This window comes from Dyella sp., from assembly GCF_036746095.1.
In the GTDB taxonomy this organism is placed as follows: Bacteria; Pseudomonadota; Gammaproteobacteria; order Xanthomonadales; family Rhodanobacteraceae; genus Dyella_B.
In genome coordinates, this window is record NZ_DAIOEU010000030.1 from 31,654 (window position 1) to 57,606 (window position 25,953).

Consider the following 25,953-nt stretch of genomic DNA (forward strand, 5'->3'; position numbering starts at 1 on the left):
ATGAATGTTCAGCGGGATACGTTCCAGGAAAGCACGCCGGCAGTCGCGGCGCCTCGTGAAGCCGACATCGCCATCATCGGCATGGCCTGCCGCCTTCCAGGCGCCGCCAACTACGAACAGTTCTGGGCCAACCTGCGCGAGGGGCGTTCCAGCATCAGCGAGATTCCCGCCAGCCGCTGGGACAAGGAAGCGTTCTATTCCGCGCAGGTGCAGGACGAAAACAAATCCATTAGCAAGTGGGGCGGCTTCATCGACGGTGTCGAGCACTTCGATGCGGACTTCTTCGGCATTTCCGCGCGCGAAGCGCGTGTGATGGATCCGCAGCAGCGGATCATGCTGGAGCAGGCCTGGGCCTGCCTGGAAGACGCCGGCTACGATCCGGGCGTGTTCAGCGGCAGCAACACCGGCGTGTACATCGGTGTGTTCAATTTCGACTACGAAGATCATCTGCGCCACGCGCTCGACGCCATCGAAGGGCACGTTTCCACCGGCACGCACACCGCGCTCATCCCGAACCGCATTTCCTATTTCCTGAATCTGCACGGTCCGAGCCTGCCCATCGATACGGCCTGCTCGAGTTCGCTGGTGGCGCTGCACAAGGCGGCGCACGCCATCCGCCGCGGCGAATGCGAGCACGCCCTGGTTGGCGGGGTGAGCGTGCTGTGCAGCCCCACGCATTTCATCTCGTTTTCCAAGACCGGCATGCTGTCGCCGGACGGCAGCTGCAAGACCTTCGACGAGCGCGCCAATGGCTACGTGCGCGGCGAAGGCGCAGCGATGATCCTGATCAAGCGGCTCGATCATGCGATCCGCGACAACGACCGCATCCTTGCCGTATTGCGCGGCTCGGCCGTGAACCATGGCGGACGCGCGCGCACCGTCACCTATCCGGGTTCGGTAGCGCAGTCGAACGTGATCGCCGACGCATTGCGGCAGGCGGGCGTGCCGGTCGGCAGCATCGGTTACGTCGAAGCACATGGCACCGGTACGCCCAAGGGCGATCCGATCGAAGTGGAAGGCTTGAAGATGGCCTTTGCACGCGTCGCAGCCGCGCGCGGCGAAGTGCTGCGGGAACACGCCTGCGGCATCGCCAGCGTCAAGACCAACATCGGGCACCTCGAATCGGTGGCGGGACTGGCCGGTTTGATCAAGACCATCCTGTGCATGCGGCATCAGGTTTTTCCGCCACTGGTGCATTACCAGAAACTCAACCCCCGCATCGCGCTGGAGGGCAGTCCGTTTTTCGTGGTCGACCGGGCGCAAGCCTGGCCGGCGAAGCTCGACGAAAACGGCAAGCCGCTTCCGCGCCGCGCCGGCATCAGCTCGTTCGGCTTCGGTGGCGTGAACTCGCACGTGATCGTCGAGGAATACGTCGCGCCGCAAGCGGAAGTGACCGCCGATGATGCGCCGGCAATCATCGTGCTCTCCGCCAAGACCATGCCGGTGTTGCGCGAACGCGTGCAGCAGTTGCTGGATGCCGTCGCATCGACTGAGATCCGTCGCGCCGGCCTGGCCGATCTGGCGTACACGCTGCAAGTTGGGCGCCAGGCCATGGCCGTGCGGCTTGCGCTGGTGACCGATTCGTTCGACGCCCTGCAACGCCAATTGGAAAATTGGCTGGCATCGGCCACGCAAGATGGCGTTTTCTGCCAAGAGCTATCGGCGGAGATGCTGGCACAAGCGGCGGAATCCGCGGCATGGCTGGCATCGAACGACGATCTGCCAAGCGTGGCGGCGAAGTGGGTGGCGGGGCAGGCGATCGATTGGCGCGCCTTGCATCCATCGCCCAGGCGACGCCTGGCGCTGCCGACGTATCCGTTCGTGCGGGAGCGGCATTGGGTGGATGCGAGACCGGCTTCGTCGGCCATGCCGTCTTTGGCCATCCATCCGCTGGTTCATCGCAATACATCCAACGCCGCCGGGCTGCGCTTCACCAGCCGCTTCAGCGGCAAGGAATTCTTTCTGGCCGATCATGTGGTGCAGGGGCGCGCCACGCTGCCGGCCGCCGCGCAACTGGAAATGGCGTACTTCGCCGCGACACAGGCCGCCGCGGGTACCGGCGCCTGCCGGCTGAAGGACGTCGTCTGGATGCGGCCCGTCGTGGCGGAAGGCGAAACGCGGGATCTGCATATCGCGCTGTTCGCGGAAGGCCAAGGCGAATTCAGTTTCGAGCTGTACGGCGACACGGAGGGCGAGGGCACCGTCTACAGCCAGGGCGCGGTGAGCATCGATGCGCAAGCGCCGTCAGCGGCGGTCGTGGATATCCCGGCCTTGCGCGGGGAAGGCGCGCAAGCGCAGCTGGATGCCGAAGCCTGCTATGCCATGCTCGAACGGATGGGCCTGGCCTATGGTGCCGGCCATCGCGGCTTGGGCGCGCTGTTCGTCGATCGCGAACATGCGCTTGCGCAGCTCGCGTTGCCGGCGACGCTGCAGCCGACACGGAATGGCTACGCACTGCATCCCAGCCTGCTCGATGCGGCGCTGCAGGCGGCGATCGTTTTTCATGTTCAAGGCACCGGCGACAGCACGCCACTGCTGCCGTTCGCGCTCCGCTCGCTGGAAGTGATCGCTCCCTGCACGGGTCAGATGTGGGCCGTGATACGCCGCAGCGCCGGCCATGCAACGGAGCGTTCGTTACAGAAATTCGATATCGATTTGTGTAACGAAACGGGATCGGTATGCGTGCGCTTCGGCGAATGCTGCCTGCGCACGGTTGCGCAAGCGGATGCCGGCGACCCGGTGCGCACGGCGCTGTTTCAGCTGGACTGGGCTGCGCCAACGGACTCGGAACACGCGGTGGACTATGCGCAGCACGTCGTTCTGCTTTGCGTCGAAGAAGACAATTTGCCGGCGATAACGGGCGAGGTGCAGGCGGGCTTGCCGCATGCGGCGTGCATCGGTCTAGGCATCGGCGATGCGCTGGCGCAGCGCTACGAATCGGCTGCCGGGGTGTTGTTGGAGCAGATCCAGTCCTTGAGCGCGCAGGCGGGCCGCCATCTGATCCAGGTCGTCGTACCCAGCCAGGGCATCGGCCGCAGCATGGCTGGCCTTGGCGGGATGTTGCGCACGGCGCAATTGGAAAACCCGCGCATCGTCGGCCAGTTGATCGAAGTCGAGGCCGGGCAAAACGTGCCGCAGGCGCTGCTGGAAAACCGCAACAGCGCTGCCTCGCAGATCCGCTACGCCAGCGGCATGCGCCAGGTGGGTCGCTGGGTGGAGCGGCCGGCTTCCATCGATGCCGCCTCGCCGTGGAAGGCACAAGGCGCGTATCTCATCACTGGCGGTGCGGGCGGATTGGGCCTGATTTTCGCGCGCGACATCGCGCGCCAGGCCAGTGGCGCAACACTGATCCTCACCGGGCGTTCGGCGCCCAGTGAGGCTACACGCGGCAAGCTCGCCGAATTGGAAGCGCTGGGCGCGCGTGCGCATTACCGTCAGCTCGACGTGGGCGACCACGATGCGGTGCTGCAACTCGTACGCGAGCTGGCCGATGTCCATGGCGGCCTGCGCGGCGTGATCCACGCGGCGGGTGTGCTGCGCGACAGCTTCATCCTCAAGAAAACACGCCAGCAATTGCGCGAGGTGCTGCACGCCAAGGTGGCGGGCACCTTGCACCTGGACGAAGCCACGCGCGACATGGCGCTCGATTGCTTTATCTGCTTCGCGTCGACGTCGGGCGCGCTCGGCAACGTCGGGCAGGCCGATTACGCGGCGGCGAACGCGTTCATGGATGCGTTTGCGCATCACCGTGCGGCACAGGTGGTCCAAGGCGTGCGTCACGGTCGCACGTTGTCGATCAACTGGCCGCTGTGGGAAGCGGGCGGCATGCAGGTGGATGCCTCCACACGCGAAGACATGACACAGCGCACGGGCCTCATTCCGCTGCGCACGGCCAGCGGTTGCGCGGCGCTGGCGCAGGCACTGGCCAGCGGCCTGCCGCAGGTGCTGGTGGCCGAAGGGGCGATCGGGCGTTTCGCATCCAGCCTGAGCGGCGCCGCAAGCATTGATGCAGTGCCGGCGAAATTTGAGCCGGCGGCCAGCGCGCCATCCGGCGAACTGCAGGACAAGGCCACGCGCTATTTCGTCCGCTTGCTGTCGGGCACGCTCAAGCGCGCACCCGGGAGCATCGATGCACGCGCGCCGATGGAAGCCTACGGCATCGATTCCATCCTCGTGATGGACCTGACGCGCACGTTGGAGCAGGTCTTCGGCCCGCTCTCCAAGACGCTGCTGTTCGAATACCAGACGATTGCCGCGTTGGCGACGTATTTCGTGCAGAACCATCGCGAGCGTCTGGTGACGGCACTCGGCGAACCCGCGCAAGAAACCGCGAGCGCACCGGTACGCAGCGAACCTGCCGCGCCACCCGTTGCGATGGATCTGCGCCGCCGCCCGCGCTTCGGTACGCGCATGGAAACCACGCGGCCCGGCACGGCCACGCGTCGCGAAGACATAGGCGACATCGCCATCATCGGCGTGGCCGGCCGTTACCCGCAGGCCAACGATCTTGAGCAGTTCTGGCGAAACTTAAGCCAGGGCAAGGACAGCATCACCGAGATACCGCTGGAGCGCTGGGACCACACGCGCTACTTCGATCCGGATCGCACCAAGCCCGGCAAGACCTACAGCAAATGGGGCGGCTTTATCGACGGCGTGGATCTGTTCGATCCGCTGTTCTTCAACATCTCGCCACGCGAAGCGGAATTGATGGACCCGCAGGAGCGCCTGTTCCTGGAATGCGTGCACGCGACGCTGGAGGACGCCGGTTACACGCGCGAGAACGTCGCCGACGATGGCGACGTGGGTGTGTTCGTCGGCGTGATGTACGAGGAATATCAATTGTATGGCGCCCAGGAGCAGGCGCGGGGCAACAACCTTTCCATGCTCAACAGCGCGGCATCAGTCGCCAATCGCATTTCCTATTTCTGCAATTTCCACGGGCCCAGCATGGCGCTGGACACCATGTGCTCCTCGTCGCTGACGGCGATTCACCTGGCCTGCCAAAGCCTGCAGCGCGGCGGTTGCGCGGTGGCGGTGGCCGGTGGCGTGAACGTATCGATCCACCCGAACAAGTACCTGATGCTGGCGCAGGGCAAGTTCATTTCCGGCAAAGGGCGTTGCGAGAGTTTCGGCGAAGGCGGCGAAGGCTACGTGCCGGGCGAGGGCGTGGGCGCGGTGTTGCTCAAGCCGCTCGCGCAGGCGCAGGCCGATGGCGACCACATCTACGGCGTGATCAAGGCCACCGCGATCAATCACGGCGGCAAGACCAACGGCTACACGGTGCCCAATCCGCAGGCCCAGGCGAAAGTGATCGAACGCTCATTGCGCGAGGCCGGCATCGACGCGCGCGCCATCAGCTACGTGGAAGCGCACGGCACCGGCACCAGCCTGGGCGACCCGATCGAGATCGCCGGCTTGTCCAAAGCGTTCCGCCAATGGACGCCGGATACGCAGTTCTGCGCGATCGGTTCGGCCAAGTCGAACATTGGCCATTGCGAAAGCGCGGCCGGCATTGCCGGCGTCACGAAAGTGCTGTTGCAACTCAAGCACGGCCAGCTGGCGCCCAGCCTGCATTCGCGCGTGCTCAATCCCAACATCGATTTTGCGCAGACGCCCTTCGTGGTGCAGCAGGAGCTGTCGCCGTGGCAGCGGCCGATGCTGGACATCGACGGCGTGCAGCGCGAATACCCGCGTATTGCCGGTATTTCCTCGTTCGGTGCCGGTGGCGCGAATGCGCACGTGGTGATCGAGGAATACCGCGAGCCTGCACCGCGCACGATCACGCTCGATGGTCCTGCGCTGGTCGTGCTCTCCGCGCGTCAGGAAGACCGCCTGCGCGAGCAGGTAAAGCGTTTGCTCGCCTTGCTCGATACACAAGGGGAGAGGATCGCGCTGGCCGATCTTGCCTACACGCTGCAGTTGGGCCGCGAAGCGATGGAGGAGCGGCTGGGCATCGTCGCGCATTCGATCGATCAACTGCGCGAAAAGCTGCATGCCTATCTCAATGGCGAAACCTCGGTTGACGAGCTTTACCGCGGCCAGGTGAAACGCAACAAGGAAGCACTCGCCGCGCTCGCTGGCGACGACGACCTGCCGGCCATCGTCGAGGCGTGGCTCGCCAAGGGCAAGCACGGCAAGCTGCTCGACCTGTGGACCAAGGGCTTGCCTTTCGATTGGCAGCGCCTGTACGCAACGGGGCCGCGGCCGCGGCGCATCAGCCTGCCGTCCTATCCGTTTGCGCGTGAGCGTTACTGGATTGCGGTCAGCGAAACGGCGCGCGAGATAACGGCATCGCTGCATCCGCTGGTGCACCGGAACAGTTCCAACGTCGACGGCTTGCGTTTCAGCACGCACTTCAGCGGCGAGGAATTTTTCCTGGCCGACCATGTCGTGCAAGGCCATCGGGTGCTGCCCGGCGTGGCGCAACTGGAAATGCTGCGTCACGCCTCGGAGCAGGCCTTCGATGCCGGTGAAGCGCTGCGCTGGAAGCGCGTCGCCTGGCTTCGCCCACTGCGCGTCGATGACGCTGGCGTGGATCTGCACGTGGCATTGAAGCCGCGCGATGATGGCGATCTCGATGCCGAGATCTATCGCCAGGACGGCGACGCCGTCACCGTTCACAGCCGTGGCGTGGTCGCGGTCGAAACAGCCGATGCCGCATCTACGCACGACCTGGCTGCACTGCGGCAGCAATGCTCGCTTTCGCACCTGGATGCAACGGCATGCTACGCACGCTTCGATTCGCTGGGGCTGCATTACGGCCCATCCTTCCGCGGCCTGGCCGAAGCGTTTGTCGGCCATGGGGCAGTGCTGGCGCGCATCGCCTTGCCAAAACAGGCCGCGCGCAATGGTTACGTGCTGCACCCGAGCGTGATGGATGCGGCCTTGCAGGCGACGCTGCTGCTGAGTCCGCCATCATCGCTGCAGCTGCCGTTCGCCCTCGGCGGCATGGACGTGCTTGCGCCGTGCGCCGCAAACATGTGGGCCGTTATCCGCAGCAGCGGTGAGGAGACGCAGCGCCTGGACATCGACGTGTGCGACGACAGCGGTACGGTGTGCGTGCGGCTGCGGCAGTTGGAGCTGCGCGCCGTGGCGGGGGCGTCAACGCGTGACGCGCAGGATGGCGATGCCTTGCTGATGCGCCCGGTGTGGACATCGGCTGTGCCTTCCGCCGCAGCCGATGACATGCCGGCCGCGCACCATGTCCTGCTGTGCGGCCTGCCGGACGTGCGTGCCGCCGACGTCGGCGCGCGCATGCCGGGCACCATGGTGGCCGAGGTCGCGCTCGCACCCGATCCCGCCGGCAGCTATGAAACCGCCGCGCAACTGCTGTTGGAACAGCTGCAATCGCTGAGCCGCGAAACCGGCCATGCGCTGATGCAGGTCGCGGTGCCGGCGCAGGGCGACGGACAGCTTTTCGCCGGCCTGGACGGCATGTTGCGCACGGCGCAACGAGAGCATCCACGCCTGCGCGGGCAAGTGATCGAGATCGGTCAGGGCGAGGATCTCGTGCAGATATTGCGCGACAACCGCGACGGCGCGGCACCCCGCGTGCGCTATGCCGGCGGTATGCGTCAGGTAGCCGGCTGGGAAGTTTTTACGGCGCCGGCCGACACGGCAAGCCCATGGAAGGCGAACGGTGTCTATCTGATCACCGGCGGCGCCGGCGGCCTGGGCTTGATCTTTGCGCGCGACATCGCCACGCAGGTGCGCAATCCGGTATTGATCCTGACCGGGCGCACGCACATGCACGCAGGCATCCAGGCGCACGTGCGCGAACTGGAAGCGCTGGGCGCGGTAGTGCGCTATCACGCCGTGGACGTCGGCGATGCGCAGGCGGTGACGTCGCTGGTGCAAGGCATTCCCGAAGAATTCGAAAGCCTGGATGGCATCATCCATAGTGCCGGCGTGCTGCGCGACAGTTATCTGGCGCGGAAAACGCCAGCGCAATTGCATGACGTATTCAACGCCAAGGTGCATGGCACATTGCATCTGGACGAAGCCAGCCGCGACGTCGCGCTCGATGCCTTCATCGTGTTCTCGTCCATCGCCGGTGCGATCGGCAACGTCGGTCAGGCGGATTACGCGGCGGCGAACGCGTTCATGGATGCGTTCGTGCATCGTCGCAATGCGCAGCTCATGCAGGGGCAACGGCATGGCCGCACGCTGTCGGTGAACTGGCCGCTGTGGGAAGAAGGCGGCATGCAGGTGGATGATGCGACGCGCGCCATGCTGTTGCGCCAATGGGGCATGCGGCCGTTGCACACGGACGATGGTGTGGCGGCACTGCGGCGGATCTGGGCGAGCGGCGAAGCGCAGGCGATGGTGGTGGCGGGCGATGCGGTGCGCATTCGCGCGGCGCTCTCGTTTTCTCCCCAACGTCCTGAACCCTCCGCCCGTCATCCCGGCGAAAGCCGGGACCCGGCGACTTCAGCCGAAAGGCACTGGATGCCAGCTTCCGCAGGAATGACGGAAATGGAATCGCGGAGCACCCCCGCTCGTCATCCCGGCGAAAGCCGGGACCCAGCGGCTTCGGCAGAAAGACACTGGATTGACCAGCATTCGCTGTTGAGAAGCGCCTCAGCTTTCGCAGGAATGATGGAATTGGGTTCGCACGCAAGTGGGCAACTTGTGGACCAAGCCAAGCAAACCCTCATCCACCTCGCCTCCGCCCTCATCAAGGTCAAACCCGAAGACATCGACGGCGAAACCGCGCTCAGCGAATACGGCTTCGACTCGGTCACGCTGACCGAATTCGGCAACGCCATCAACCAGCGCTACGCACTGGAACTGCAACCCACACTGTTCTTCGAATACCCCACCATCGACGGTTTGGCCGCCTATCTCGTGCGCGAGCACCGCGCCCTATTCGAGGCAACCGCCACACCGACCATCGAGCCGAAGCAGGCTGCCGTACACACGCAGGAGCGCGCACGCACGCGTGGCTGGACCCGCAGCAGCAAACCCACGCCGCCCACCGCAACCAACAACGAACCCGTCGCCATCATCGGCATGAGCGGCCAGTTCCCGCAGGCGCCCGACCTCGATGCGTTCTGGCGCAACCTGCTGGAAGGGCGCGACTGCATCAGCGAGATTCCACCGTCGCGCTGGGACTGGCGCGCATGGCAGGGCGAAACGCACATCAAGTGGGGCGGCTTCATCGATGGCGTGGACGAGTTCGATCCGCTGTTCTTCGGCATCTCGCCGAAGGAGGCCGAACTGATGGATCCGCAACAGCGCCTGATGATGATCCACATCTGGAAGGCGCTGGAGGATGCCGGCTATGCCGGTCCCGCGCTGGCGGGCAGCGACGCGGCGATTTTCGTCGGCACCATGGGCACCGGCTACGGCAGCTTGATCGCGCGCGCGATGACGGCGATCGAAGGCTATTCCGCCACCGGCGCGGTGGCCTCGGTCGGGCCGAACCGCATGAGCTATTTCCTCGACCTGCATGGGCCGAGCGAGCCGGTGGAAACCGCCTGCTCCAGTTCGCTGGTCGCCTTGCGCCGCGGCGTGGCGGCGATCCAGGGCGGGGAGTCGTCGATGGCGATCGTCGGCGGCGTGAACACGCTGATCACGCCCGACCTGCACATCAGCTTCACCAAGGCCGGCATGCTGAGCGAAGACGGCCGCTGCAAGACCTTCTCCGCCGACGCCAACGGCTACGTGCGCGGCGAAGGCGTGGCGATGCTGGTGCTGAAGAAACTCGCCGATGCCGAGCGCGACGGTGATCACATTTACGGCGTAATACGCGGCGTGGCGGAAAACCATGGCGGCCGCGCCAACTCGCTCACCGCGCCCAATCCGAATGCGCAAGCGGACGTGGTGCGGCGCGCGTATGCGCAGGCCGGCATCGATCCGCGCACGGTGGGCTATATCGAAGCGCACGGCACCGGCACGCCGTTGGGCGATCCGGTGGAAATCAATGGTTTGAAAACAGCGTTCCAGGCGCTGTACGGCGACAGCGCCGTGACGGCGCCGCACTGCGGGCTGGGTTCGGTGAAAACCAATATCGGCCACCTGGAACTGGCGGCCGGGGTCGCCGGCGTGGTGAAAGTGCTGTTGCAGATGAAGCACCGCACATTAGTGAAGAGCCTGCATGGCGAGCGGATCAATCCGTATATCCAGCTGGACGGCAGTCCGTTCTACGTGGTCAACGAAACACGCCCATGGCAGCCGCTGCGCGACGCGCACGGTGAAGCGTTGCCACGCCGCGCGGGCGTGAGTTCGTTCGGCTTCGGCGGCGTCAACGCGCACGTGGTGCTGGAGGAATACGTGGCGCCGGCAGCAACCGCACCCTCCGGCAAACCGGTCGCCTTCGTGCTTTCCGCGCGCAACGAGGAACGCTTGCGCGCGCAGGTTCGCCAATGGATCGATTTCCTTGCGACGCCCGCTGCGCGGGAACTCGCGCTGGACGATATCGCCTACAGCTTGCAGGTGGGCCGCGAAAGCATGGAAGAACGGCTTGCCGCCAGCGTGCGCACGCACGAGGAGCTGCGCGACGTATTGACACGCTTCCTTGCCGGTGATGCAGGCGTCAATGTGCATCGCGGACAGGCGCGGCGCGAAAAACTTGCCGCAGGGCCCATGCACGACGATGCGCACGCCACGTTGCGCAGCGAAGCCGCACGGGGGCAATGGACACGCCTCCTCGCGCAATGGGTGAACGGCCAGCGCGTGGAATGGGCTGCGTTGCAGGGCGAGCGCAAGCCGCGCCGGGTCAGCCTGCCGACCTATCCCTTTGCGCGCGAGCGTTGTTGGATCGAAGCCGGCAGCGCCAATTTGCCGGCGGCAGCGGGCGTCGACATGCTGCATCCCTTGCTGCACCGAAATACCTCGAACCTGCTGGGGCCGCGTTTCAGCAGCCGCTTCGATGGCCACGAATTCGTATTCGCCGATCACATCGTGCGCGACAAGCGCGTGCTGCCGGGCGTGGCGCAGCTGGAAATGGCGCGTGCCGCGGCGAGCGCCGCGTTGGATGCGCCAGTGCCCGTGCACCTGAAAGACATCGTGTGGGAGCGTCCGGTGCTGTGCGCCGAACACAGCGTGCAGCTGCATGTGTCGCTGCGCGTGGACGGGCACGGCGATATCGCCTACGAGGTGCATGCGGACCTGGACGACGGCGAGGCCGCGATCTACAGCCGTGGCGTGGCGACCCAAACGACCGCATCTTCGGAACCGGCTGCCCACGACCTGCCAGCGCTGCGCGAGTCATGCACGCGGGCGCATTGGGATGCCGCTGCGTGCTACGACACGTTCCACCGGTTGGGGCTGCACTATGGCGAGGGCTTCCAGGGATTGCTGTCGCTTTTTGCGGGCGAGGGCGTGGCGCTCGCGCAGATCGCGCTGCCGCCGTCGCAGCTTGCCGGCAAGCATCGCTACGTGCTGCATCCCAGCCTGCTCGATGCCGCATGGCAGGCGGCGATCGGCCTGGATATCGGCGCAGGGCGCGAACCTGCCTTGATGCTGCCGTTCGCACTGCAGCGCCTGGACGTGCTGGCGCCATGCCCTGATCAGGCACGGGTGGTCGTGCGTGGCGGGAGCTCGACTAGCGATGCGGTGCGCATCGTGGACATCGACGTCTGCGACGAACAGGGCAAGGTATGCCTGCGCTTTCTGCAGCTTGGCCTGCGCATGCTGGATCCTGCACCCATTGGCGATCGTGTCCGCATGGCCGACGATGTGGCCATGCCTGATGCGCAAGCCGCAGCGGAACCCGAGGTCGCTGACGACCTGCACGCACGCGCCATTCGCCATTTCGTGCATTTCCTCGCCACCACCCTGAAAACCCCCGCGCACAAGATCAATCCGCAGGCGCAACTGGAAGCCTATGGCATCGATTCCATCATGGTGCTGGAGCTGACGCGCACGCTGGAGCGGCAATTCGGCCCGTTGCCGAAGACGCTGTTTTTCGAATACCAGACGTTGGCCGCGCTGAGCGATTACTTCGTGCAGCATCATCGCGCAGCGATGGCAGCACTGCTGGGCGAGCGCCGCGCCGTTGCAGCAATCGCCACACCACCGCCTGCGCAAAAAGCCGAACGCATGCGGCCCGTACCTGGTGCGCAACAATCACGTTACGCGGCGCCGGCCCGCCACAAAGATACGAACGATGAGGTTGGCGAGATCGCCATCATCGGGCTCGCCGGCCGTTATCCGCAGGCGATGGACCTGGATCAGTTCTGGGCCAACCTGAGCCAGGGTCGCGACAGCATCACCGAGATTCCGCCGGAGCGCTGGAACCACGCGCGCTATTTCGACGAACAGCGCGGCAAGCCGGGCAAGTGCTACGGCAAGTGGGGCGGCTTTATCGACGGCGTCGACCGCTTCGATCCGCTGTTCTTCAACATCTCGCCGCGCGAAGCGGAATTGATGGACCCGCAGGAACGCTTGTTCCTCGAATGCGTGCACGCCACGCTGGAAGATGCCGGCTACACGCGCGAGAACGTTGCACATGATGGCAACGTCGGCGTGTTCGTCGGCGTGATGTACGAGGAATACCGCATGCTCGCCGCGCAGGAGCAGGCGCTCGGCCGGCCGATCGCGGTGCCGGGAAGCCCGGCTTCCATCGCCAACCGCATCTCGTATTTCTACAACTTCCACGGCCCCAGCCTGATGCTGGACACCATGTGTTCCTCGTCGCTGACAGCGATCCACCTGGCCTGCCAGGCGTTGCGCCAGGGCGGCTGTTCGGTGGCGATCGCCGGTGGCGTAAACGTGTCGGTACATCCCAACAAGTACCTGATGCTGGCGCAGGGGTGGTTCATTTCCGGCAAGGGCCGCTGCGAGAGTTTCGGCGAAGGTGGCGAAGGCTACGTGCCGGGCGAAGGCGTGGGCGCGGTGTTGCTCAAACCGCTGGCGCAGGCGCAGGCCGATGGCGATCACATCTATGGCGTGGTCAGGGCAACCGCGATCAACCACGGCGGCAAGACCAACGGTTTCACCGTGCCCAATCCGAATGCGCAAGCGCAGGTGATCGAGCGCGCCCTGCGCGAAGCGCGCATCGACGCGCGCGCCGTGAGCTACATCGAGGCGCATGGCACGGGCACCAGCCTGGGCGATCCGATCGAGATCGCCGGCTTGTCGAAAGCATTCCGCCAATGGACGCCGGATACGCAGTTCTGCGCGATCGGTTCGGCCAAGTCGAACATCGGCCATTGCGAGAGCGCGGCCGGCATTGCCGGCGTCACGAAAGTGCTGCTGCAACTCAAGCACGGCCAGCTTGCGCCCAGCCTGCACTCGGAGGTGCTGAACCCGAACATCGATTTTGCGCAGACGCCGTTCGTGGTGCAGCAGGCCTTGGCGCCATGGCAGCGCCCGGTGTTGAATGTCGATGGCGTGCCGCGCGAATACCCGCGGCTCGCGGGCGTTTCCTCGTTCGGTGCCGGCGGTGCGAATGCGCACGTGGTGATCGAGGAATACCGCGTCCCGCTCCAAGCGCAGCATGCCTTGAATGGTCCCGCCCTGGTGGTGCTATCCGCTCGCAGCGCGGATCGCCTGCTGGAACAATCCAGGCGTCTACTGTCCGCGCTTGAAGCGAGTGCAGACTATGCGCTGCACGATGTGGCCTACACGCTGCAGGTCGGCCGCGAAGCGATGGACGAACGCCTCGGCCTGCTGGTGCATTCGCTGGACCAGCTGCGCGAAAAACTGCGCGCCTATCTGACCGGCGCAAGCACGATCGACGGGTTGTATCGCGGGCATGCCAACGCTGAGCAGGGCACGCTATTGAATCTTGCCGGCGGCGATGGCGTCGATGCCATGCTCGACGCGTGGCTGGCAAAAGGGCAGTTCGCCAAGCTGCTGGAGTGGTGGGTCAACGGGCTCCCGTACGACTGGCAGCGCCTGTATGCGAAGGGAGGGCGTCCGCGCCGCATCAGCCTGCCGACGTATCCGTTCGCAGGCGAGCGCTACTGGATTCCCACTGGCCCGGCCATGGCGACGGACGCGGGTGTGCTGCATCCGCTCCTGCACCGCAATACCTCCACCTTTGCCGCGCAGCGTTTCAGTTCGCGCTTCAATGGCGAGGAATATTTCCTCGCCGACCATCGCGTACACGGCGCGCGTGTAATGCCCGCCGCCGTGCAGCTGGAAATGGCACGGCGTGCCATCGGCGAATCCATCGGCGAGCCGCTCGCGCTGCGCCTGCACGACGTAGCGTGGTTGCGTCCGGCCACGGCGACTGGCGACGGCATCGGCGTGCATGTCAGCTTGACGCCGCAAGGCGATGAGCTGGTTACGTTTGAGTTGCATGGCGACGCCGACGAGACGGTCTACAGCCGTGGCTACGCAACGCTAGCCGCAAGCCATGCGGCGCCGGCCGTGCATGACCTGGATTCATTGCGTGCACGATGCGGCGCGCAACGGCTGGATGCGCAGCAGTGCTATGCCTTGTTCGAACGCATGGGGCTGCGTTACGGCCCCACGTTCCAGGGCGTGCAGGAGCTATGGATCGGCCAGGATGAAACGCTCGCGCGCATCGCTTTGCCGACGGTGCTGCCAGATGCGCAAGACGACTATCCCTTGCATCCCGCGCTGCTCGATGCGGCCATGCAGGCAACGCTGGGCATCGTGCAGGGCGCTGCATCGAATGCCGTATGGGTGCCTGCCAGCGTGGGAGCGCTGGAACCGGTATCCACGTGTCCCGCCACGGCATGGGCATGGGTGCGTGCGGTGGCATCGTCGGATGAGGCGACGCGGCAGTTCGATATCGACGTGTACGACGACGCCGGCAAGCTGTGCGCGCGCATCACGCAACTGACATTGCATGCCTCGGCCGCACGCAATGCGTCCGCATCGCCCGAACGGATGCTGTTGGCAGCGCCGGCGTGGAAGCCGCTGCCGGTCCAGGCGGCGCCGAGCCATGCCATCGCGCAACACCTGGTGCTGCTGTGCGGGCAGGGCGCGACGAGCGCAGAAAAGGTGCGCGCCCAGTTGCCTCAAGCCGATTGCGCGAGCTTTGCCGCCAGCATCGATCTCGCACGGGGTTATGCCGAAGCGGCGCACTATCTGTTGCAGAAGTTGCCGACGCTGGGTCGCGAAGCGGGCCGGCAGCTGGTGCAGGTGGTGGTGCCCGACACAGGCGCCGAGCAAGTGTTCGCCGGGCTGGCTGGCATGCTGCGCACGGCGCAGCTGGAATATCCGCACATCCACTGGCAGGTGATCGACGTGGCGCCGCAGCAGGAAGCGGCGCAAGTCCTGCTGGAAAACCTGCATGTTCCATCGTCGCGCATCCGCTACGCGCACGGCGAACGGCAAATCGCCGCGTGGGAAACGCTGCAGGTATCAACCGACGCGCCAATGCCCTGGCGAGACGGCGGCGTGTACCTGATCACCGGCGGTGCCGGCGGCCTGGGCCTGATCTTTGCGCGCGACATCGCCAGCCAGGCGCGCGGCGCAACGCTGGTGCTCACCGGGCGCTCGCAGCCAGGCGAATCGGTGCGTGCGCAATTCGCCGAACTGGAGGCGCTGGGCGCGCGCGTGCGCTACCGCGTGCTGGACGTGGGCGAACGCGACGCCGTACAAACGGCGATTCGCGAGATCGTGGCCGAATGCGGCGCGCTGCATGGCATCGTGCACAGCGCGGGCGTGCTGCGCGACAGCTTCCTGATGAAGAAAACGCCGGACGAACTGGCCGCCGTGCTGCGCGCGAAAGTCGACGGCACCTTGCACCTGGACGAAGCCAGCCGCGAATTGCCCCTGGACGTGTTCGTGATGTTCTCGTCCATTGCCGGCGCGGTCGGCAACGTGGGGCAGGCGGACTATGCGGCGGCGAATGCCTTCATGGATGCGTTCGCGCACCATCGCCGTGAACTCGTGGAGCAGGGCGCGCGGCACGGCCGCACGCTGTCGATCGACTGGCCGCTGTGGCAAGCGGGCGGCATGCAGGTGGATGAGGCCACGCGTCGTCATCTGCAGCAGCAGTGGGGCATGACACCGCTGCGCACGGCGAACGGTTGCATGGCGCTGGCCAGCGCGTTGGCGCAGGGCCAAGCGCAGGTGCTGGTGGCCGAAGGCGAGCGCGAGCGTTTGCAAGCGGCCCTGCTTGGTGAGGTTGCAGAAAAAGCCGATACACCGTCCGCGCCGCATGCGACGCAAGCCACGGCGAACGATCTGCACGAGCGCACGCTGCGTTACCTCCTGCGCCTGCTCTCGTCCACGCTCAAGCTGCCGCCGCAAGGCATCGACGCCAACGCGCGCCTGGAGGCGTACGGCATCGATTCGGTGATGGTGATGGACCTCACCGCGCAATTGGAAAAGGCGTTCGGTGCGCTGCCGAAGACCCTGTTCTTCGAATACCAGACCATCGCCACGCTGGCCGGTTATTTCGTGGAGCGCCATGCAAGTGAATTGATCGCGTTGCTGGGCGATGCGCCGGCGGCATCGCCGGTTGCCGTGCAAGCGGCGCAGCTTCCCGTCACGCGCGCGACGGCCAGCCCGCTGCGCTCGCGCTTTGTGTCACGCAGCACGCCGGTGGTGGGCGACATCGCCATTGTCGGCCTGGCTGGGCGCTATCCACAGGCCAACGATCTCAAGCAGTTCTGGCGCAACCTGAGCCAGGGCAGGGACAGCATTACCGAGATACCGGTGGAGCGCTGGGATCACGCGCGCTACTTCGACCAGGACCGCAACAAGCCCGGCAAGACGTATGGCAAATGGGGCGGCTTTATCGATGGTGTGGACCTGTTCGATCCGCTGTTCTTCAACATCTCGCCGCGCGAAGCGGAGCTGATGGATCCGCAGGAACGCCTGTTCCTGGAATGCGTGCACGCCACGCTGGAGGATGCCGGCTATACCCGCGAGAACGTCGCTGATGATGGCGACGTCGGCGTATTCGTCGGTGTGATGTACGAGGAATACCAGCTCTACGGCGCGCAGGAACAGGAACGCGGACGTGCCGTGGCATTGCCGGGCAGCCCGGCGTCGATCGCCAACCGCATCTCCTATTTCTGCAATTTCAACGGCCCCAGCCTGGCGCTGGACACGATGTGCTCCTCGTCATTGACGGCGATCCATCTGGCCAGCCGCGCACTGCAGCGCGGCGATTGCGCGGCGGCCATCGCCGGTGGCGTGAACGTATCGGTGCACCCGAACAAATACCTGCTGCTGGCACAAGGCAAGTTCATCTCCGGCAAGGGCCGCTGCGAGAGTTTCGGCGAAGGCGGCGAAGGCTACGTACCGGGCGAAGGCGTGGGCGCCGTATTGCTGAAACCGCTGGCGCAGGCGCAGGCCGATGGCGATCACATCTATGGCGTGATCAAGGGCAGCTCGATCAACCACGGTGGCCGCACCAACGGCTACACCGTGCCGAACCCGAACGCGCAGGCCAAGGTGATCGAGCGCGCGCTGCGCGAAGCGCGCACGGATGCGCGTGCGCTGAGCTACGTGGAAGCGCACGGCACCGGCACCAGCCTGGGCGACCCGATCGAGATCGCCGGCTTGTCCAAAGCATTCCACCATTGGACGACGGCGACGCAGTTCTGCGCGATCGGCTCGGCCAAGTCGAACATCGGCCATTGCGAAAGCGCGGCCGGCATTGCCGGCGTGACGAAAGTGCTGCTGCAACTGAAGCACGGCCAGCTGGCGCCCAGCCTGCATTCGCACGTGCTCAACCCGAACATCGATTTTGCGCAGACGCCGTTCGTGGTGCAGCAGGCCTTGGCGCCGTGGCAGCGCCCGGTGCTGGAGGTCAATGGCGTCAAGCGCGAATATCCGCGCATCGCTGGTATTTCCTCGTTCGGCGCCGGCGGCGCGAATGCGCACGTGGTGATCGAGGAATACCGCCAGATGCGTGCGTCGTCCGCGTGGAGCGGCCCGGCAATCGTGGTGCTGTCTGCGCGTCACGCCGACCGCCTGCACGAACAGGTGCGGCAGTTGCTTGCGGCGATCGACGAGGATGACGCCATCGCGCTGCACGATCTGGCGTATACGCTGCAGGTGGGCCGCGAAGCGATGGACGAGCGGCTGGCCATGCTGGTGACGTCGCTGGACGAGCTGCGCGAAAAGCTCGCCGCCTATGCGGCGGGAGACACCGCCATCGAGGATCTGTATCGCGGCCAGGTGAAGCCGAACAAGGATGCCCTGTCGGCCCTGGTTGGCGATGACGATATCGACGCGGCAGTGTCCGCCTGGATCGCCAAGGGCAAGTTCGGCAAATTGCTGGAGCTTTGGGTGAAGGGCCTGGCCTTCGATTGGCGGCGCCTGTATGGCAACCAGCACCCGCGACGCATCAGCCTGCCAACGTATCCGTTCGCGCGCGAGCGCCACTGGATCACGCTGAGCGCGGCACCGGCGCAGGTTGTACGCAACGAGCCGGCACCTGCCATGCAGGAAAGCGCACCCATGCCGGCTGCCAGTGCGCCGATTGAAACGCTGCTGTTTCAGCCTGCCTGGATCGCGCAAGCCGCAACGAGACGTGACGAGGCCGAAATCGCGCACCATCGCGTGCTGGTGTGCGGCGCCGATGCAGCCGTCATCGAGCGCGTGCAGGCCTGCATGCCGCAAGCCACCTGCCTCGCGCTCGCCGTGGAAGGCGATCCCGCCCAGTACTACGAAGCGGCAGCGGCAAGCTTGCTGGAACATCTGCAGGCGTTGGCGACCCAGCGCGGCAAATCATGGTTGCAAGTGGCGGTGCCGGGCGAGGGCATGGCGCGAACGCTCGCCGGCTTGGGCGGCATGCTGCGTACCGCCCAACAGGAGAACCTGCGCCTGTTCGGGCAGATGATCTGCATCGAGCATGGCCAGGACATCGCGCAGGCTTTGCTGGACAACCGCGGCAGCGAGGCACCCCTTGTGCGTTACGTCAACGGCGAGCGCCAGGTCGGCGCATGGGCCGAATGGCAACCGTCATCTACTGCGCCGTCGCCATGGAAGGCGCACGGCGTGTACCTGATCACCGGCGGCGCGGGCGGACTGGGTTTGATCTTCGCGCGCGACATCGCGCAACAGGCGCGCAATCCCGTGCTGGTTCTGACCGGCCGCTCGCCATTGAACGAAGCGATCCAGGCGAACCTGCGGCAGCTGGAAACACTCGGCGCCGTGGTGCGCTATCACGCGGTGGACGTCACCGATGCCGCCGCGCTGACGCAGCTGGTGCAGAGCATCCCGGAGGAATTCGAAAGCCTGGACGGCATCATCCACAGCGCAGGCGTGCTGCGCGACAGCTTCATCGTGCGCAAGACCCGGCAGCAACTGGATCAAGTGCTGGCCGCGAAAGTGGCGGGCACGCTGAATCTCGACCACGCCAGCCGCGACATGGCGCTCGATGTCTTCGTCTGTTTCTCGTCCATGGCCGGTGCAGTGGGCAACCTGGGGCAGGCCGACTACGCCGCGGCGAACGGCTTCATGGATGCCTTCGCACAACACCGCGCCGAACTGGTGGCACGCGGCCAGCGGCATGGCCGCACTCTGTCGATCAACTGGCCGCTGTGGGACGAGGGCGGCATGCAGGTGGACGCCGCCACGCGCGCGATGGTGGCCCAGCAACTGGGTGTGCACGCGCTGGCTACTGATCGTGGCGTGCTGGCGTTGCGGCAGGCGCTGGCGAGCGGCTTGCATCAGGTGCTGGTGGTGGCGGGGGATGCGGGGCGGATTCGCGCGGCGCTGTTGCTTCAATCGCCAGATGCTCCCACCCGTCATCCCGGCGAAAGCCGGGACCCAGCGACTCTGGCCGAAAGGCACCGGATGTCAGTGTCCGGCGGAATGACGAGGACAGAAAACGCAACGGATGACGTCAAGCAAACCCTGATCGACCTCGTCTCCGCCCTCATCAAGGTCAAGCCGGATGACATCGACAGCGGCACCGTGCTCAGCGAATACGGTTTCGATTCGGTCACGCTCACCGAATTCTGCAACGCCATCAACGACCGCTACCGGCTCGAGCTGAAGCCCACGATTTTCTTCGAGTACCCAACCGTAGCCGGCCTGGCCGACTACCTGCTGCGTGAGCATCACGACGCAGTGATCGCAAGCGACGCCGAAGTTGCCGCTTCACCGAAACGTGCGGTGCCCGCACAACTGCACACAGCAAGCGTCAGCATTCCGCACACACCCGATGCCCCCGAACCCATCGCCATCATCGGCATGAGCGGGCAGTTACCGCAGGCGCGCGATCTCGATGCCTTCTGGCGCAACCTGCGCGACGGCAAGGATTGCATCAGCGAGATTCCGCCCGAGCGCTGGGATTGGCGCGCGTGCTACGGCGATCCGGCGCGGGAAGAAAACAAGACACGCATCAAGTGGGGCGGCTTCATCGACGGTGTCGACGAGTTCGATCCGATGTTCTTCAGCATCTCGCCCAAGGAAGCGCAGATGATGGATCCGCAGCAGCGCCTGATGATGATCCACGTATGGAAGGCGCTGGAAGATGCCGGCTATGCCGCCTCGCAGCTGGCTGGCAGCGATACGGCCATCTACGTCGGCACCGGCGCGCCCGGCTACGGCACGCTGCTGCATCGCGCCAACCTGTGGGGGCAGGCGTATTCATCCACCGCCGGCGTGCCTTCGGTCGGCCCCAACCGCATCAGCTATCTGCTGGATTTTCACGGCCCCAGCGAGCCGGTGGAAACGGCATGTTCCAGTTCGCTGGTGGCGCTGCGCCGTGGCGTAATGGCGCTGCGCAATGGCGATGCAGGCATCGCCATCGTCGGCGGCGTCAACACCATCGTGACGCCCGAGGCGCATATCAGCCTCGATAAATCCGGCATGTTGTGCGAGGACGGCCGCTGCAAGACCTTCTCCAGCGAGGCCAACGGCTACGTGCGCGGCGAAGGTGTCGCGATGCTGGTGCTGAAAAAGTTGTCGGAGGCCGAGCGCGACGGCGATCCCATCCATGGTGTGATCCGCGGCGTCGCGGAGAATCACGGCGGCCGCGCCAATTCGCTGACCGCGCCCAATACCAAGGCGCAGGCCGCGGTGGTGATGAAGGCGCATCGCGAGGCCGGCGTCGATCCGCGCAGCATTACCTATATCGAAACGCACGGCACCGGCACGCCGCTGGGCGATCCGATCGAAATCAACGGCTTGAAGATGGCGTTCGATAGCCTGTATGCGGATGGCGGCGCCAACGCCGCGGCGCAGCCACATTGCGGCCTGGGTTCGGTGAAAACCAATATCGGCCACCTGGAACTGGCGGCCGGCATCGCGGGCGTGGTCAAGGTGCTGTTGCAGATGAAGCACCGCACGCTGGTCAAAAGCCTGCACAGCGAACGGCTCAATCCATACATCGAGCTGGATGGCAGCCCGTTCTACGTGGTGCAGGAGGCACGCGAATGGACGGCCATGCGCGATGCGCGCGGCCGTGCATTGCCACGCCGCGCCGGCGTGAGTTCGTTCGGTTTCGGCGGCGTGAATGCGCACGTGGTGCTGGAGGAATACGTGCCGCCGGCACGCATGACATCGAATGCAAACCGGCCCTGCGCCATCGTGCTGTCGGCACGCCAGGAAGCGCGCCTGCGCGAACAGGCGCAGGCGCTGCTGGCATTCCTGGATGCGCAGCCTGACGTTGCATTGGATGACCTGGCCTGCACGCTGCAAGTGGGGCGAGAAGCGATGGAGGAACGGCTCGGCTTCGTCGCCAGCTCGCTCGCCGAGTTGCGCGAGAAGCTGATGCGCTTCCTTGCGGGCGAGGAGAACGGCCTGTACCGCGGACAAGTGCGGCGCCAGAAAGATGCGCCGGCCGTTTCTACTGCGCCGGAGGGCAGCGACCTGGATGCGCTGCTGAGTGCATGGGTAAAGGGCAGCGCTGTCGACTGGCGCGCCTTGTATGGCGCACGCATACCGCGCCGCATCAGCCTGCCGACCTATCCCTTCGCGCGCGAGCGTTATGCCGTTCCGTTTGCGCAACCGCATGCGGGTGCCGTGCAAGCCGCGTCGCCATGCCTGCATCCCTTGCTACATCGCAACACCTCTGACCTGTCGGCACAACGCTTCAGCAGCCGCTTCCATGGCGGGGAATTCTTCCTGGCCGACCACGTCGTGACGGGCATGCGCGTCTTGCCCGGCGTGGCGCAACTGGAGATGGCGCTTGCGGCGGCGCGGCTGTCGACGCATGCGCAGCACGGCCTGTCATTACGCAAGGTGACCTGGGCAAGGCCGGTGGTAGTGCCGAATGCGGGCCTGGACGTGCACCTGACCCTGCGCGCGGAATCAGGTGGCGCGATCCACTACGACATCCATGGCGATATCGATGGCTCGGCGTCGTTGCATGGACAGGGCAGCGTGTGGACCTCGCCCATTGATGCGCACGCCCAAGCCGCGCGCCACGACCTGGCCGCATGGCGCGAACAATGCAGCGTGACGCATGTCGACGGCGCGCAATGCCACGCCATATTCCAGCAGCACGGCCTGCATTACGGGCCGGCCTTCCGCGCACTGGATGAACTTTTCATCGGCAACAACCAGGTGCTGGCGCGCATCACCTTGCCGGACACCGTTGCCGCTTCATTCGATGAGTACGTCTTGCATCCGAGCCTGCTCGATGCCGCCTTGCAGGCACCGCTCGGCTTGCAGCTCTCATCGCCTGAAACACTGACGCTGATGCTGCCGTTCGCACTGGAAGCGTTGGAAGTCCGCGCGCCTTGCACCTCCCGGATGTGGGCGCTCGTGCGCTACAGCGAAGGCAGCTCCCCGGCGGATGCGGTACGCAAGCTCGACATCGACCTGTGCGATGCGGATGGCCTGGTCTGCATCCGCTTCAGTCAATTCAGTTTCCGCGCCTTCGATCCCGATGCGACGCGCGGCACGCACACTCACCGGAATACCGCAACGATGAGCGATGCGAAACCTGTTGCCGCCGTGGCAAGCGAGATGCTGCGCGACCGAAGCATTCGCGAGTTCCAGAAGCTGATCGGCAAGAGCGTCGGCCTTGCGCCGGAGGCGATCGATGCCACCGCCGGCTTTGACGAATACGGCATCGATTCGTTCCTGGTGATGGAGTTGACCAACGCGCTGGCGGAGGTGTTTGGGGCGGACAACATCAGTACGACGTTGTTGTTTGAATACCCGACGATAGAGCGCTTGGTGGAGCACTTCATGGAGGGCCAAGCGGAGGCGTTGGTACGGTGGACGGGGTTGGATTCCGCCGCCCCGCCACTCGTCACCCCAGCACATGAATCGATGGTTTTTCAGCCGCCGGAAATTTCTGCTCGTCATTCCAGCGAAAGCTGGAATCCGGTGCCTTTGGGCGAAAGTCGCTGGATCCCAGCTTTCGCTGGGATGACGAAGGGTGGTTTTCCGGCAACTAAGGCATCGGCATCCATAGACGCACCTGTCGCCCAGCGCATGGACATCGCCATCATCGGCCTCTCCGGCCGCTACCCCGGCGCCGATAACGTCAACCAGTTCTGGGACAACCTCGCCGCGGGACGCAACTGCATTGCACCGGTACCGCCGGAGCGCTGGGACCACGCCCGCTATTTCGACGACCGCAAGAACCAACCCGGCAAGACCAACACGCGCTACGCAGGCTGGTTGAACGACATCGCTGGCTTCGACCGTCTGTTCTTCAACATCACCCCGCGCGAAGCGCAGCTGATGAGTCCGCAGGAGCGATTGTTCCTGCAGGAGGTGTACGCCAGCATCGAGGACGCCGGCTACACGCCGGAAAGCCTGTGCAGCAGCCGCAAGATCGGCACCTTCGTCGGCGTGTTGAACGAGCACTACGCCACCGGCGTGCGTTTCTGGTCGTTCGCCAACCGCGTGTCCTACCTGTTCAATTTCCAGGGGCCGAGCATGGCGGTGGACACGGCGTGCTCGTCATCGCTGACCGCCGTGCACCTGGCGATCGAAAGCCTGCGCAGCGGCGACAGCGAGGTGGCGATCGCCGGCGGCGTGAACCTGATTACCGCGCCCGCGCACCTGATCGACCTGTCTTCGCTGATGCTGCTGTCCAGCGGCGATGCGTGCCGTTCGTTCGGCGCGGGCGGCGATGGTTTCGTGGACAGCGAAGCGGTGGGCGCGCTTGTGCTCAAGCCGTTGGATCGGGCAGTGGCCGATGGCGACCATATCCATGGCGTGATCAAGGGCAGCGCCATCAACGCGGGCGGCAAGACCCACAGCTATATGGTGCCCAGTCCCAACCTGCAGGCGCAGGTCGTGCGCGATGCCATGCAGCGCGCGGGCATCGATGCGCGCTGCGTGAGTTACGTGGAGGCGCAGGGTACCGGCAGCAGCCTGGGCGATCCGATCGAGATTGCCGGGCTCACCAAGGCGTTCCGCCACTGGACGCAGGACACCCAGTTCTGCGCCATCGGCTCGCACAAGTCGAACGTGGGCCACAGCGAAAGCGCCAGCGGCTTCGTTGCCATCAGCAAGGTGCTGATGCAGATGAAGCATCAAGCCCTGGCGCCCACGCTGCATGCGAGCACGCCCAACCCCAGCATTCGCTTCGCCGACACACCTTTCGTGCTGCAACAGAGCCTGGCGCCATGGCCGCGTCCCGTGATGGAAGCGGATGGCGAACTGCGCGAGCTGCCACGCATCGCTGGCGTATCGTCGTTCGGCGCGGGCGGCGCGAATGCGCATGTGGTAATCGAGGAATACGTGGCGCCACCCAGTGCGGAACAGATGTCGTCGGCGCCCGCGATGATCGTGCTATCGGCACGCAATCCGGAGCGCCTGCAAGAGCGCGCACGACAACTGCTGGCGGCGATCGCCTCGCCGCATGCCGATATGACGCTGGCGAACGTGGCGTACACCTTGCAGGTGGGCCGTGAGGCGATGGAAGAGCGCCTGGCACTGCTGGCGGATTCGCTGCATGACCTGCAACAGAAATTGACGGCCTTCGTCGCGGGTGGTGAAAACGTGGAAGGCATCCATCGTGGCCAGGCAAAGCGTGGCGCGTTGTCGATGCTGGCGGGCGACGAAGACCTGGCCGCGATGGTGCAGGCGTGGGTGGCCAAGGGCAAATTCGCCAAGCTGCTGAAACTGTGGACAAAGGGCCTGAACCTGGATTGGCGTGCCCTGTACGCAAACGCGCATCCGCGACGCATCAGCCTGCCGACGTATCCGTTCGCACGCGAGCGCTACTGGACCGACGTGCCGTATCCGGACGTGCCGGACTTTGCGCGCCAGCCCGTGCACCGTGAGCTGCCTGCCGCAGCAACGGCGGAGCAGGGCGCGCCGCCGGCCAGCCGGCTGCAAGCACTCACCGCCATGTGGCAGGAGCTGTTTGGCCGTCCATCCGTGGAGAGCGACGACCATTTCTTCGAACTTGGCGGCGATTCCCTGCTGGCCACGCAACTGGTGTCGAGAATCCGTACCGAGTTCGGCGTCGAGTTGCCGGTGCAGAGCATCTTTGAAGCGCCCACCGTGCAGGCGCTGCTGGCGCGCATCGAATCGGGCGATGCGGTGGCGGCGTCGCCGAACGGGCAGGCAATACCACCGGCGCCGCGCAATGAACCGCTGCCGTTGTCGTTCGCGCAGCAGCGCCTGTGGTTCCTGGACCAATTCGAAACGCAGCGCGCTATCTACAACATACCCGCGGCGGTGCGCCTGAGGGGGCAGCTCGACGTCGATGCCCTGGCGAAAACGCTCAACGAGATCGTGCGCCGCCATGACGCATTGCGTACCCGCTTTGCCATGCATGACGGCGAGCCGGTGCAGGTGATTGCGCCGCATGTATCGTCAGCGATGGCGATCGTCGACCTCGGCGAACTGGCTGGCGATGAGCGTGAAGCGCGCGCACGCCTGCGCATGCAGGAGGAAGCAAACCAGTCGTTCGACCTTGCCACCGGCCCGCTGGTGCGCTTCAGCCTGATCCTCCTGGCGCAACAGGAACACATCCTGCTGCTGACCATGCACCACATTGTGTCCGATGGCTGGTCGATGGGCGTGGTGGTGCGCGAAGTGGCCGCGCTGTATCGCGCCTTCCTGCAGGGCGCGCCCTCGCCGTTGCCGGAGCTGCCGATCCAGTACGCGGACTTCGCGCATTGGCAGCGGCAATGGCTGCGCGGC

General features: G+C 65.4%; 1 protein-coding gene. It reads left to right on the top strand.

Annotated elements, in window-relative coordinates; all coding sequences use genetic code 11:
• Nucleotides 1–25,953: SDR family NAD(P)-dependent oxidoreductase (locus V7M64_RS13140; RefSeq protein ID WP_333679645.1), on the top strand; the 25,953-nt coding region annotated here is incomplete at its 3' end.